Source organism: Alicyclobacillus sp. ALC3, from assembly GCF_028751195.1.
Lineage (GTDB): Bacteria > Bacillota > Bacilli > Alicyclobacillales > Alicyclobacillaceae > Alicyclobacillus_L.
Genome location: NZ_CP066784.1, coordinates 1027671 through 1041580, shown reverse-complemented (window position 1 = coordinate 1041580; position 13910 = coordinate 1027671). Strand labels below are relative to the sequence as shown.

The window sequence follows — 13910 nt, the reverse complement described above, 5'->3', positions numbered from 1 at the left end:
CGCGTTATGGGGACCACTCTGTGCCAGTACAACGGCGCACAGTGACCGGTGTGGCGCGGGATCCGGCGGGCAGAGCGGCGGGGTGGCGGGTTGGAGCGGCGGGGTGGCGGTGTGGCGGTGTGGCGGTGTGGCGGTGTGGCGCGGGATCGGGCGGGCAGAGCGGCAAGGTGGCGGGGGGGAGCGGGATCTCGTCGATGATAGCGCCAAATTGGCGGCAAGTGGTGGTGAGGAGGCAGGTCCGGTGCGGCCAAACCAAAGTGGCGGTAAGTGGTGGTGAGGAGCCAGGGGATAGCGCCAAAGTGGCGGTAAGTGGTGGTGAGGAGACAGGGGATAGCGCCAAAATGGCGCAATTGGTGGGAATAGCGCCAAAGTGGCGGTAAGTGGTGGTGAGGAGCCAGGGGATAGCGCCAAAATGGCGCAATTGGTAGGAATAGCGCCAAAGTGGCGGTATGCGGTGTTGAGGAGGCAGGGGATAGCGCCAAAATGGCGCAATTGGTAGGAATAGCGCCAAATTGGCGGTATGCGGTGTTGAGGAGGCAGGGGATAGCGCCAAAATGGCGCAAATGGTGGGGATAGCGCCAAAGTGGCGGTAAGTGGTGGTGAGGAGGCAGGGGATAGCGCCAAAATGGCGCAATTGGTGGGAATAGCGCCAAAGTGGCGGTAAGTGGTGGTGAGGAGGCAGGGGATAGCGCCAGTTTGGCGCAAATGTTGGGGATAGCGCCAAAGTGGCGGTAAGTGGTGGTGAGGAGACAGGGGATAGCGCCAAAATGGCGCAATTGGTGGGAATAGCGCCAAAGTGGCGGTAAGTGGTGGTGAGGAGACAGGGGATAGCGCCAAAATGGCGCAATTGGTGGGAATAGCGCCAAATTGGCGGTAAGTGGTGGTGAGGAGCCAGGGGATAGCGCCAAAATGGCACAATTGGTGGGAATAGCGCCAAAGTGGCGGTAAATGATGGTGAGGAGGCAGGGGATAGCGCCAGTTTGGCGCAATTCGTGGGAATAGCGCCAAAGTGGCGGTAAATGATGGTGAGGAGGCAGGGGATAGCGCCAAAATGGCGCAATTGGTAGGAATAGCGCCAAAATGGCGGTATGCGGTGGTGAGGAGGCAGGGGACAGCGCCAAACTGGCGCAATTGGTGGGAATAGCGCCAAACTGGCGCAAATAGAGCACAGTGACTGGTCGGGTGCGGCCAAACTGGCGCAATTGGTGGCATAGCGCCATTTTGGCCGCGGAGTAGCGGAGTAGCGGAGTAGCGGAGTAGCCCCAACGCTATGACAACTCTCGCGCATATGGCCCACACTCGATTGACACACGGTCGCAACGCTCGTAAAATACGTCTTGGATAGGAATGAATGAGTGTTCATTCAAAGGGAGGGGAGGGACATCGCAACCAAACGGGACGAAGCAAAGTACGAGGCGATTTTGCAGGCGGCCATTGAAGTTATGGCCGAATCTGGCTACCACCATGCGCAGATATCGCGCATTGCGCGCGCAGCTGGTGTCGCAGATGGGACAGTCTACTTGTATTTCAAAAACAAGGAGGACATCCTGATCTCGCTGTTGCGCCGCACGATCGGTGAAATTGTTGCACTCGGGCATGCACGCCTGGAGAATGCAACGGGCGCCGAGGAGAAACTGCGCGAAGTCGTCGCTCTCTACTTTGGCCAACTGGGGGCGAACCCGCAACTCGCTATGGTGACTCAGGTTCACCTCAGGCAGGTAGACGCAAATATCCGGCGAGAAATTGGCGACATCATGAAACCGTTCTACAATGCTCTGGATGACATCGTCACGACGGGCATCGAGCAAGGCGTGATGCGTCCCACGGTTAACCGCCGAATTGCCAGGCGGATGATCTTTGGTACGATTGATGAGACGGTCACCGCGTGGGTGCTGACCGGCGGCAAGTATCGCTTGGTGGACTTAACCGACGACGTAGTCGACGTCCTGTTGCACGGTCTGATGCGCTCGGCGGCAACCGAGGTCGTCGAACCCACCGAGTCCTGCCAAGCGACCGAGGCCGGCCATGCAACCGAGGTCGTCGAAGCAACCGCGGTCATCGGACCCACCGAGGCCGGCCAAGCAACCCAAGCAAACCGCACGAAGACCAGAGTGGAACATGTGGAGAGGAGCGTGGAAGCGTGAATATCTTGGTTTGCCTGAAGCAGACGTTTGATACAGAGGAGCGCATTTCCGTCGAGAACGGTGTGGTGAAAGAGGACGGGGTTAAGTTCGTGATCAACCCGTACGACGAGTACGCAGTGGAGGAGGCTATCCGCCTCAAAGAGGAACTGGGTGGCGAAGTCACTGTGGCGACAATTGGTCCTGAGCGGGCCGAAGAGGCGCTGCGCACGGCGCTTGCAATGGGAGCGGATGATGCAGTCCTCGTAGATGATCCCGCCGCCTTTGGCGACAGCTACACAGCTGCACAGGTACTCGCGAAAGTCGCCGCGCGTAAGTCGTATGACCTCATCATCGGAGGCAATCAGGCGGTTGACGACGGATCTGGCCAAGTAGCAGTCAGACTCGCAGAGGAACTCGACATTCCGCATATTTCGACAGTCACGAAACTGGTTGTGGACGGCAATCAAGTAACAGGCCACCGTGATGCAGAGGGCGACGAAGAGGTTGTCACTGCAACCCTGCCGGTCCTTGTGACGGCACAGCAGGGGTTGAACGATCCGCGCTATCCCTCACTGATTGGGATCCGCAAGGCGGGCAAAAAGCCGCTTGAGCACCTCGGCTTGGCGGAACTTGGTCTGACGGAGGCGGACGTTGCGCCGCGTACGGAAATCCTTGAGACCTACTTGCCAAAGCCGAAAGAGGCAGGCAAAGTGCTGCAAGGTGAACTGTCAGACCAGGTCAAGGAACTCGTCTCGTCCTTGCGCAGTGTCGACAAGGTCGTCGGCTGAGTAGACACGAAACTCGGCTGAGCAGAGCTGGACTGAGCAGAGCTGGACTTGAGCAGAGCTGGACTGAGTACGTCACGACCGCACATGGGACTCTGGACTCACAATTCCGGGAGGGATAGGGTATGGCGAAAAACATCCTCGTACTGGCGGATGTTCGAAACGGAAAACTGCGCAACGTGACAGTGGAAATGCTGTCCGCTGCGAACGATATGGCGGACGGCGGTCACGTCGCTGCGGTTCTGCTTGGAAGCGGTGTGGCTGGGCTGGCAGAGGGTCTTGGCGCAGCTGGCGCTGACACAGTGTACGTCGTGGATGCACCAGAACTCGAAAAGTACACTCCGTCGGCGTACCGTAAGGCGTTCATGGAGGCATACCGCGCGAGCACTCCGGACATTGTGCTGTTCGCGCACTCCGCGATCGGCAAGGACCTGGGGCCGGTCGTTGCGATGCGCCTCGGCGCCGGTCAGGTGTCTGACATCGTCGGCTACGACAAGGACGGGGACACACTGGTGTTCACGCGCCCGATTTACGCCGGTAAGGCGTTTACCAAAGTGAAGGTGAAAGATGGCGTCACCCTCGCGACAGTTCGCCCGAACAACCTGCCGGTGCAAGAAGATGGGTTCAGCAAGGCGGGTACGGTGAACACGCTGTCCGTCTCGTTCGAACAGGCTGACCTCTCGACTATTGTCAAGGAAGTCATTCAGAAGGCTTCGGCGGGCGTAGACTTGACCGAGGCGAAAATCATCGTCTCCGGCGGGCGCGGTGTGAAAAGCGCAGACGGCTTCAAGCCGCTGCAGGAACTCGCGGCCGTGCTTGGCGCAGCAGTGGGTGCTTCGCGTGGGGCGTGCGACGCAGGGTACTGCGATTACTCGATGCAGATTGGCCAGACCGGTAAAGTTGTGACGCCGGACCTGTACATCGCCTGCGGGATCTCGGGCGCCATTCAGCACTTGGCCGGAATGTCAAACTCAAAAGTCATCGTCGCCGTCAACAAAGACCCAGAGGCGCCTATTTTCCAGGTGGCGGATTATGGGATTGTGGGGGACCTGTTCGAAGTCGTGCCGATGTTGACGGAGGAATTCAAGAAAGTCCTGGCAACCGTCTAACCTGCGCAGCCGGGTCATCCTTCAGAATATCGTTCCTAGAATATCGTTGCTCACAAGGCAAACGGCGGTTGCTCTCAAAGCGAGGAGCAAACGCCGTTTTGCGCTTTCGTGGCAGCGAGAGAACGAAATGTCCACTTTAAATATTCAACACGTTTGAATCTTAGAACGAGTTCTGTCCAGCACCAGTCGATGTGTTTGTCACGGTCCCGGCCGAACCGCCAAAAACGTTCGGAAACGGGGCTTGTGGTCGGAACGTCTCGATACCGACAATCACAAGCGAAATGACAAACAGGATTAAGAATAACCGTCTCATGCTCGGCCTCCTCATGGGGGCGCCGGATGCCCAAGTTGACGTCAACGATTATTGTAGCAAATGACAGTGACGGTTGCACGTCAAGAGGGCCGCGGGTACACTGGATTTGACTGGTCTGCCAGTCGTACCGGGAATTCAAGGCGGCTGTGCCACAAGGGGTATCGCGATGGATCAGATGGACTGGACGCACCAGTGGGATGATTTCGAAATGTTTATGTACGTCGTTGGGCCGGATGAGGATGTGCCCGGCATCTATATGCAAGTGTCTCAGCGTGACCGACAGGAAGGCGTCGAACAGTGGGAGATCCTCTACGACCGCAAAATTGCAGACTTGGAGCAGGGCGACCTAGAGCCTGCAATTCAGTCTAGCGATGCAGAAGCCGGTCCCGGCAGCGAAGTGTGGGAGGAGCGCATCCTGCGCAGGCAGTTGCGAGATCACCCGGACTTAGTCGATCGTGAGAAAGAGTACTTGCAGGAACACTTGGCGAAGTCGTAACGGGGAAGCGAATCTTCGCTTAAGGAGCGACTCATATGGGGAAACAACGCAAGCGGCCAGGGGCACTCAGTCAAGACTTCAGCGGAGGGGACAAGCCTGAATACGCGGCTGACTGGTTTCGGGAAGAGAAGCCGAAGAAACCCGCAGCCGACAAGAAGGTAGAGGAGAACGGGCAGACGCTCATGCAGGATCACCTTGGACAGTCTGCGCTCGCGGCACTGGCTAAGCTCAAGGCTGAGATGGCAGCAGTTGCTGCGAAGGAAGAGGCGGCTAAAGCTGCTAAGGTTGCGGGTGAGAAAGTGGCCCACAAAGTGGACTCCGGCCGAACCCCAAATTCTGTGGTGAAAAACCGCAGCAAGTTTGCAGCTGCGACGCAGACCGAAGAGTCCGAGCGAGAAGCGTCTTTCGCAGAACTGTTTGACCCGGCAGAACCGGATGATGCGTCGTTTGAAGAACTCCTGAAAAAGTCCAAACTGGACTGGCGTACATTCAAAGACTGAGGTGTCGTAAAACTCACGGAGTGCATGTAACAGGGGAGTGCGAACGCTCCGGCGTCGAACCTAGGGAATGTTCCCAACTCGAGTTGCGAAAATTCCGGGGATGCGTAGAATAGAAGCAACACAGGCAAGGACATCGTGAGGCGGGGGGTGAAGCGGGTGCGTCGCGCGCGAATATGGCAGTTGGGGCAGTCAGCCACTAGGCGAGGGCGGCCTGCGGTCCGCCAAGTCAGACAACTTCATGTTCACTGTGATTGTTAGGGTGACCGGATTCCGGTCACCCTTTGTTATGGTAAAGCATTAGCGTAAGAGGCCACGCTCAAAACCAGAAAGGTGGAACTTATATGTCATCTTCTCTCTCTGACCACCGCACTCATTCCGCAATTCACTCTCTGGCAGCGGACCAGGCTGGACAAGAACTGCAAGGGGGACGCGACGACGGTGACGCGGTTGCGCTCGACGGCGAAACGCTCTCTCGGGCGAACGTGTTCGCCATTGCGAAGGGCCTGCGTGCCTGTTACATCCCCGACGCGTCGTGGGAGCGCGTGCGCGCGAGCCGCGACCGAGTCGAAGTGCATGTCACCGCCGGCGACGTGGTGTACGGTGTGACGACCGGGTTCGGCAAACTGAGCGACGTCAACATCGCCGGTGACGATGTCGAGCAGCTGCAAGTGAACCTCATCCGGTCGCATGCAGTCGGCACTGGCGACCCATTCCCGACCGACGTCGTCCGCGCCATGCTGGTGCTGCGTGCCAATGCGCTGGCTAAAGGCTACAGCGGCATCCGCCCGGAGACTCTGCAACTTCTCGTCGACATGGTCAACCATGGTGTGCACCCGGTCATTCCTTCGCAGGGTTCGCTTGGCGCAAGCGGCGATTTAGCCCCGCTCGCGCACATGGCGCTGGTCCTGATGGGGGAAGGCCGCGCTGAGTATCAAGGGCACGTGATCGGAGGCGGCGAGGCGCTCAGAGCCGCAGGGCTGCAGCCCGTTCGCCTGCGCGCAAAAGAGGGACTCGCGCTCATCAACGGCACCCAGGCCATGTCAGGCGTCGCTGTCGCCACTGTGACGGAGGCCGAGCGGCTCGGGCTGTGGGCTGATGCAGCGGCGTGTCTCACGATGGAGGCGCTACGCGGCATCATCAGTGCATTCGATCCCGCCCTCCTCGCCACCCGTCCCCACCGGGAGCAAGAAGAAGTGGCTGCGCGTGTCCGGAGTCGACTGCAGGGCAGTCAGCGCGTGACACACCAAGGTGACCTGCGCGTTCAAGACGCATACTCGCTGCGCTGCGTACCGCAAGTTCACGGGGCATCGTGGCAGGCGTGGAAGTACGCAGACGACCGCTTGGCAGTAGAAGTCAACTCCGCAACAGACAACCCGATTGTGCTCGAGGACGGCCGCATCCTCTCGGGCGGGCAGTTCCACGGGCAACCCATCGCCATCGCGATGGACCTACTTAAGGTCGCAGCCGCAGAGTGGGCGAATATCTCGGAGCGGCGCATCGAGCGGCTCGTCAACCCGCAACTGAGCGGTCTTCCGCCATTTCTGGCGACGAACGCAGGCCTGGAGTCGGGGCTCATGATTACGCAGTACGTCGCCGCCGCCCTCGTCTCCGAGAACAAGGTGCTAGCCCATCCGGCGAGCGTCGATTCCATCCCGTCGTCCGCCAACCAGGAGGACCACGTCAGCATGGGCACGATTGCGGCGCGGCAAGCGCGGCAGGTGGTGCACAACGCGCTGCGCGTGATTGCCATTGAACTCATTTGCGCGTCACAGGCACTGTATCTGGACAAGGCCGAGAACGACCTGTCAGAGGCCAGTCGGCGCACACTCGAATTCGTGCGCAGCTTCGCGCCGCCCCTCAACACCGACGCCTCAGTCAGCGACGCCATTGCTGCGCTCGCCGATGCGCTGCAGAGTAGCGTGGAGTTGCCGTAAGCGGGTGACGTCGCGACCAGAGCGGCGCAAAAATGGCGACAGTGGGCGAAGCGGCTGGTGGCGTAAGGTGTGTTGACTCGAAGTTGAGGCAAGGGGGAGAGACGAGCGTGATCCAATACTGCGCAAACGGTGTGACCGTCTTTCAAAGTGCACTCTATCAGACGACGTCGACAGTGCTGGAAGGCGAGTCGTTTGTCTTGGTGGTCGACCCCACGTGGCTGCCGGAAGAGGTCGAGACAATCCGAAACTATGTGACGGAGGTGCAGCAAGATCGAAAGCTGTACCTGCTGTTTACGCATTCGGACTGGGACCATATCATTGCTAGCGCCGCGTTTCCGGACGCGGTGCGCATCGGCAGTCTTGCGCTCGTGGAGCGCCCGGACTGGCAGGAGGCGCTTGACACGATAAGCGAGTTCGACGCCAAGCACTACCTGCGCCGCAGCTACCCAATTGAGTACCCGAAGTTGGATGTGGTGATCGATCACGATGGGCAACGCCTCGCTCTCGGCGACCCTGACGGTGGGGCTGCGATCACGTTCCACCTAGCGCCTGGGCACACCCCCTGTGGACTGCTCAGTTTTGTCGAACCGCATGGCGTCCTGCTCGTTGGCGACTATCTGTCGGATGTCGAAATGCCGTTCATCTACTTTGGTAGCCAGCCGTACGAGGCGACGCTCTGCAAAGCGGCTGACATGCTGTCTGAGCTCGCGGTGCGCGTGTTGGTGCCGGGTCACGGTCAGTACACGACTGACGTTGCAGAGATGCGTCGGCGTGTCGCGGCGGCATACGAGTACATCGCCGCCGCGCGGGCCTATGTGCGAGAAGATGAAGGGGCCGCCGCTGCGCTCGCGGGAATCCTTCGGCGCTACCCGTTTGCTACGGGTATGAAGGACGAGCATGAGCAGAACCTCGAGTTGTTTCGCCGCGAGCTGAAAGGGTAGCGCGGCCGTTTGGGAAAGAACAGGGACGGCCGCTGCCGGGAGGGCGCCGCTGCCGCTACGGACCGCCGACGCCTGGAGGGCGCTGCCGACACCGCTGGCCGGGAGGGCGCTATTGGTGTCGCGGTAGCGCCAGAATGGCGCTATGAGCGCAGACCGACTGTCGGTAGCGCCAGAATGGCGCTATTCCCATCGCGCTGCCGTCCGATTACGCCAAATTGGCGCTATGAGCACAGTCTGGTCGGAGATAGCGCCAGAATGGCGCTATTCCCATCGCGCTGCCGTCCGATTACGCCAAATTGGCGCTATCAGCGCAGTCCGGTCGGAGATAGCGCCAGAATGGCGCTATTCCCATTGTGATTCCACCCGATTACGCCAAATTGGCGCTATCAGCACAGTCCGGTCGGAGATAGCGCCAGAATGGCGCTATTCCTATTGCGCTGCCGTCCAACTACGCCAAATTGGCGCTATCAGCACAGTCTGGTCGGAGATAGCGCCAAATTGGCGCTATTCCCATTGCGCTGCCGTCCGATTACGCCAAATTGGCGCTATCAGCACGGTCGGGTCGGAGATAGCGCCAGAATGGCGCTATTCCCATTGTGATTCCACCCGATTACGCCAAATTGGCGCTATCAGCGCAGTCGGGTCGGAGATAGCGCCAGAATGGCGCTATTCCCATTGTGATTCCACCCGATTACGCCAAATTGGCGCTATCAGCACAGTCAGGTCGGAGATAGCGCCAGAATGGCGCTATTCCCATTGCGCTGCCGTCCAACTACGCCAAATTGGCGCTATGAGCACAGTCTGGTCGGAGATAGCGCCAGAATGGCGCTATTCCCATTGCGCTGCCGTCCGATTACGCCAAATTGGCGCTATCAGCACAGTCCGGTCGGAGATAGCGCCAGTTTGGCGCTATTCCCATCGCGCTGCCGTCCGATTACGCCAAATTGGCGCTATCAGCACAGTCTGGTCCTAGATAGAGCCAGAATGGCCGCGCCCACCGAGCGCATCCGCTGCTGCTCCAGTCAGTCGCTAGACCCCTGGGGGCGCTGCCCATATGTGCGGGCGGTTGCTGCTCCTCGCGATGGAAGCGAGTTGTTCGCGGCAGGCGCCGTCTCGCTTGCCTGCACGGCCCCAGCGGCTCCAGCGGCCCCAGCGGCCCCAGCCGCCTGCCGAGCTCCCGCCGCCCCCGCGGCCTGTGCCTGTGTGCGCGGAACCACCTGCGAGATGACGTCCGTGTCGAGCGCGCTCGCCATCGCGGCTTCGTCGATGCCGAGCGCGCGGCCGGCTTCGCGCAGGCTCAGGTCATGCGCGAGGGCGTGTTTGACGATGCTCGCCGCAGCCTCGTAGCCGAGTTCGACGTTCAGCGCTGTCGCGAGCGACAGCGTGTGCTCCGCGTACTGGTGGCAGCGCGCCTCGTTGGCCGTGATGCCGCGGACGCACTTGTCGGCGAAGACGTCGCAGGCGTTCACGAGGATCGCGATCGAATGCAGGAAGTTTGCCGCCATCACGGGCATCATGACGTTAAGCTCAAGTTGTCCGCCGCCGCCTGCCTGCGCGACGGTGGTGTCGCAGCCTTGGACCTGATACGCCACCATGTTCAGCATCTCCGCCATGACCGGGTTGACTTTGCCTGGCATGATGGATGAGCCGGGTTGCACCGCCGGCAACTCGACCTCCGCCAACCCTGTGCGCGGCCCGGAGGAGAGAAGGCGCAGGTCGTTTGCGATGCGCTGCAGTGCGAGCGCGAGGTTGCGCAGGACGCCGCTCACGAGTACCACTTCGTCTGGGTTCTGGTTGAAGGTGAATGGATTGTCGGCGATGCGGAAGCTCAGGCCGGTAAACTCCGCGACGTAGCGCACGGCAGTCTGTGCGAAACCTGGCGGCGTGTTGATCCCGGTGCCGACCGCGTTTCCGCCGAGGCCGATGTCGAGCAGGTTGGCTGCTGCCTGCTCGAGCCAGCGCCGATGTCGGCGGATATTCTCAGCCCACGCGCCGAACTCGTCGCCGAGGCGAAGCGGCACCGCGTCTTGCAGGTGCGTGCGGCCGGACTTGACAATGTGCGCAAACTCCTCGGCTTTGGCGTGGAGGGCAGATTCGAGTTTGGCGAGAGCGGGATTAAGCTGATGAGCCAACTGCTCCACACCCGCAATCTGCATCGCCACGTGAATCGTATCGTTGGTGGACTGCGACTGGTTGACGTCGTCGTTCGGGTGAACGAGTTTTGTGTCGCCGCGCTCACCGCCAAGCAACTCTGCTGCTCGGGAAGCGATGACTTCGTTTACGTTCATGTTCTGCGAAGTCCCTGCGCCTGCCTGGTAGACGTCGACGAGGAACCACTCGTTGTGTTTGCCTGCGATGACTTCTTCCGCGGCGGCGCAGATGGCGCTGGCTTTGGCGGGATCGATTGCGCCGAGGTCGCGGTGCGCATTCGCCGCTGCCCATTTAATGATGGCTTGTGCTCGCACAAATGCGTGCGGCAACCGCAAACCGCTGATTGGGAAGTTTTCTATCGCGCGGGCCGTCTGCGCACCATAGTAGGCCTCGGCAGGGATGGACAAGTCGCCCAAGGAGTCGTGTGCGGTACGGGTTGCCTGCGTCGGTTCTGTCATCCGCGTCCCTCCTATTGGTACATGTTTCCTGCTGTCAGTATAACAAATCACCAAACTTTCTAGTCCGGTTGACCCATTGTGGGGGCAGAAGCTGGTTGTGTATGGTAGACATAACAAAGGCGTAGGGGAGTGATTGCGATGTCAACCTGGCAGCTGAAGGTCAAAGGCATGTCCTGTGCTCACTGTAAAGCAGCAGTGGAATCAACCCTTTACAGCCTCCCAAGCGTGCAGAGCGCGGATGCGGATTACGAGACGGGAAACGTCGTGGTTGAGGCGGCGGGTGCTCTGTCCCTCGGCATGTTGCGGGCGGCAGTTGAAGAGGCCGGGTACAGCTTGGTGGCGGCGACGGAGCTGTACGCGTAAACGTGGGCGGTGGCGAGCCGTGCGCATCAGCGCGAGCACAGTCGGCTATGCGTAAGCATGGCGGGGTCTGTGGTATGCTGTCAACGACATGAACTGGCGTATCCGGCGGCGTTCGCCGCTACGCATACATACAGTGTTTGGGCTCGAAGGGTGAAGACGAAGCGTCTGTTCGCAGCACAGGCTGAAGAGTGTCTGCCAGCGTGCAGGCTAGCAAGTGTATCGATTCCGCGGAAGCGGACGACTAACGAAGGGAGCAAGGTGGATGGCAAGAGGAAGTCTGCACGAGGTTCTGTCAGTCGCGATTACGGCGGCTTTAGAAGCAGGCGCGTACATTCGCTCACGCGTGCATGAGGCGAAGCAGGTGACAGTCAAGACATCGCTGGCAGACGTGGTGACGGATGTTGATCCCGCTTGTGAACGCATGATTCGCGGACACATTGCAACTCGGTTTCCAGACCACAAGGTGCTTGGGGAGGAGACGACGGCGCCCGGGTCTGACGCGGCCGCCACAGCGACTGCACAGGTCTCAGACGCGGCTGCGCTGTGGGTGATTGACCCGCTCGATGGCACGACCAACTTTGTGGCGGGCATCCCGTTGTCGGTGGTGTCTATCGGCTTCGCAGAGCATGGGAATGTGAAAGTCGGCGTCATCTACGACCCGTACCGGGACGAACTGTTTGTGGCCAGAGACGGCTCCGGCGCTTCCGTCTGTAGCGGTGAAGAGGCGCGAGCGTTCGTCGCAGCAGACGACCCCACTGCTCCACTGCCTGGGCAGACCCTACGGAGTTCCACACATACTGAACTGCAGGAGAGTATCGTCGCGACAGGTTTTCCGTATCGCAGCGAAGCTCGCGAGCAGTTAACCGCGGCGGGTCTTCAGTTGGCACGCAAGGTCAAGAACCTGCGCGCTCTTGGCGCTGCGGCGCTGCACCTCGCGTATGTCGCCGCGGGGCGTATCGACGGATTTTGGGAATACGACCTGAACGCATGGGATTTGGCAGCTGGCGCATGCCTCGTCCAGGCAGCGGGAGGAACCATTCAAACGGTCACCGGACAGCCGTTTGACTTGAACACTCGTGACGTCATTGCCAGTGGAGAGCAAGCCCTCGCGACAGCCATTCAGTCGCACATTGCACAAGCAGGGGAGACGCCAGCATGACCATCCGCACGCGAGCGTTTGAACGAGTTGAAGAGGTCTCGGCGTTGCCAATTTACCGGGATCGAAAAGCTGCGTTGCTGACTGACTTTTACCAGCTGACGATGATGTACGGTTATCATCAGGCTGACGGACAGGACCAGCGCGTGGTATTTGACCTGTTCTACCGCACCAACCCTTGCGGCAACGGGTACGTCATCGCCGCTGGACTTGAGCAGGTGGTGTGGTATCTTCACAACCTGCGCTTTGACGACGAGGACATCGCTTATTTGCGCTCCCTTGGCGCATTCTCGGACGACTTCCTCGAAGAGCTGCGCAACTTCCGCTTCACCGGACATCTGTACGCTGTGCCTGAAGGCACTGTTGTGTTCCCGAACGAGCCGTTGCTGCGATTTGAAGGGCGCGTTTTTGAATTGCAGCTCGTCGAGTCTGCCGTCCTCTCTTTCGTAAACCACCAGAGTCTAATTGCGACCAAAGCCCGGCGAATTGTGGATGCAGCGCGCGCAAACACGGCGCACCCGAACGCGCCCGTGATCGAAATGGGACTGCGCCGGGCACAGAACATGGATGCGTCTGTATTCGGGGCGCGCGCCGCGATGATTGGCGGTTGCGTCGGCACCAGCAACGTACTCGCGGGGCAGAGTTTTGGCATGGCTGTGCTCGGAACGCAGGCACACAGCTGGATTCAGAACTTCGACTCTGAATTGGAAGCGTTCCGCGCCTACGCACAGACTTTTCCGGACAACGTGGTGCTTCTCGTCGACACGTACGACGTGTTGCGCAGCGGCGTCCCGAACGCGATTGCGTTGGCGCGCGAGTTGGAGGCGCAGGGGCGAAAGGTGCACTCCATCCGCATCGACAGCGGCGACCTCGCGTATTTCTCGAAACGCGCGCGGCAGATGCTTGATGCGGCTGGTTATCCAGACATCGGCATCATCGCGTCGTCCGACCTCGACGAGTTCACCATTCGCGACTTGCTGATTCAAGGCGCGAAAATTACGTCTTGGGGTGTCGGCACACATCTCATCACCAGTCAGGGCTGCCCAGCCCTCGGGGGCGTGTATAAGCTCGCGGCGCGAGAGCGGGAAGGCGAGCTCGAGCCTTGCATCAAGGTGTCGGAAAACGCGAGCAAAGTGACCAACCCCGGCAAGAAGCAGGTACTGCGGTTCATCGTGGAAGGGCACGCTTCAGCAGACCTAATCGCGCTCGACGACGAGGTCATCGATCCTACCCAGCCGATTGAACTGTTTGATCCGGTCCACACCTACAAACGCAAGACTATTCGCAACTTCACGGTCGAACCGCTGTTGACGCCTGTTTATCAGAGCGGCGAGCTCGTGTATGAGTTGCCGACTTTAACGGACATCCAGTCCCGCGTTGAGGACCAACTCAAACTGTTTTCATCCGAAGTGTTGCGCCCGGTCAATCCGCACGGTTACCACGTTGACTTGTCGCAGCGGTTGTGGAATTTAAAGCACGATTTGTTGCTCGCACAGCGTCCCGCAGGGGTGCCGTCGACCTGAGCAGAGTGTGAGGGCCTAGCGGATATCCGGCGTCACACGCTGTTCTGTCGATTCTAGT

General features: G+C 59.9%; 13 protein-coding genes. 11 read left to right on the top strand and 2 right to left on the bottom strand.

What is annotated here, in order from left to right:
• The first annotated feature begins 20 nt into the window (after positions 1–20).
• From JC200_RS04980 to JC200_RS04965, 4 genes are all read left to right on the top strand, one after another.
• On the top strand, positions 21–380 hold the full coding sequence (locus JC200_RS04980; RefSeq protein ID WP_274435066.1) for a hypothetical protein: 360 nt from the start codon (positions 21–23) through the stop codon (positions 378–380).
• 975 nt (positions 381–1355) lie between these two features.
• A complete protein-coding gene (locus JC200_RS04975) occupies positions 1356–2144 on the top strand; it encodes a fatty acid metabolism transcriptional regulator FadR (protein ID WP_274435065.1) in 789 nt (262 codons plus the stop codon).
• Positions 2141–2911, top strand: a complete 771-nt coding sequence (locus JC200_RS04970; RefSeq protein WP_274435064.1) for an electron transfer flavoprotein subunit beta/FixA family protein — start codon at positions 2141–2143, stop codon at positions 2909–2911. Before JC200_RS04975 ends, JC200_RS04970 begins: the two co-directional genes overlap by 4 nt.
• Positions 2912–3033: 122 nt before the next feature.
• Positions 3034–4017: an electron transfer flavoprotein subunit alpha/FixB family protein gene (locus tag JC200_RS04965; RefSeq protein ID WP_274435063.1), complete on the top strand. Its 984-nt coding sequence runs from the start codon at positions 3034–3036 to the stop codon at positions 4015–4017.
• 160 nt (positions 4018–4177) lie between these two features.
• On the opposite strand, the gene JC200_RS04960 is transcribed toward JC200_RS04965, so the two are convergent.
• The gene (locus JC200_RS04960) at positions 4178–4330 is read right to left on the bottom strand and encodes a hypothetical protein (RefSeq protein WP_274435062.1); all 153 of its coding nucleotides are present in this window, start codon (positions 4328–4330) and stop codon (positions 4178–4180) included.
• Positions 4331–4496: 166 nt separating this feature from the next.
• On the opposite strand from JC200_RS04960, the gene JC200_RS04955 reads away from it, so the two are divergent.
• The 4 genes from JC200_RS04955 to JC200_RS04940 all read left to right on the top strand — a co-directional run bounded on the left by JC200_RS04955 (position 4497) and on the right by JC200_RS04940 (position 8201).
• On the top strand, positions 4497–4826 hold the full coding sequence (locus JC200_RS04955; protein ID WP_274435061.1) for a hypothetical protein: 330 nt from the start codon (positions 4497–4499) through the stop codon (positions 4824–4826).
• 35 nt (positions 4827–4861) lie between these two features.
• A complete protein-coding gene (locus JC200_RS04950; protein WP_274435060.1) occupies positions 4862–5326 on the top strand; it encodes a hypothetical protein in 465 nt (154 codons plus the stop codon).
• Between the two features lie 341 nt (positions 5327–5667).
• Positions 5668–7260 (top strand): histidine ammonia-lyase, encoded by a 1593-nt coding sequence (gene hutH, locus JC200_RS04945; protein ID WP_274435059.1) that lies wholly within the window; start codon positions 5668–5670, stop codon positions 7258–7260.
• Between the two features lie 107 nt (positions 7261–7367).
• Positions 7368–8201 carry an MBL fold metallo-hydrolase gene (locus tag JC200_RS04940; protein WP_274435057.1) on the top strand — a complete coding sequence of 278 codons (834 nt, stop codon included), beginning with the start codon at positions 7368–7370 and terminating at the stop codon, positions 8199–8201.
• A gap of 1022 nt (positions 8202–9223) precedes the next feature.
• On the opposite strand, the gene JC200_RS04935 is transcribed toward JC200_RS04940, so the two are convergent.
• On the bottom strand, positions 9224–10810 hold the full coding sequence (locus JC200_RS04935) for a class II fumarate hydratase (RefSeq protein ID WP_274435056.1): 1587 nt from the start codon (positions 10808–10810) through the stop codon (positions 9224–9226).
• A gap of 138 nt (positions 10811–10948) precedes the next feature.
• On the opposite strand from JC200_RS04935, the gene JC200_RS04930 reads away from it, so the two are divergent.
• The 3 genes from JC200_RS04930 (at position 10949) to JC200_RS04920 (ending at position 13852) form a co-directional block, all read left to right on the top strand.
• Complete coding sequence (locus tag JC200_RS04930; protein WP_274435055.1) at positions 10949–11173, top strand: heavy-metal-associated domain-containing protein; 225 nt, start codon at positions 10949–10951, stop codon at positions 11171–11173.
• Positions 11174–11435: 262 nt separating this feature from the next.
• Positions 11436–12332, top strand: a complete 897-nt coding sequence (locus JC200_RS04925) for an inositol monophosphatase family protein (protein WP_274435054.1) — start codon at positions 11436–11438, stop codon at positions 12330–12332.
• Positions 12329–13852, top strand: coding sequence for a nicotinate phosphoribosyltransferase (locus JC200_RS04920; protein WP_274435053.1), 1524 nt, complete (start codon positions 12329–12331; stop codon positions 13850–13852). The genes JC200_RS04925 and JC200_RS04920 overlap by 4 nt, the downstream gene beginning before the upstream one ends.
• The last annotated feature ends 58 nt before the right edge of the window (positions 13853–13910 follow it).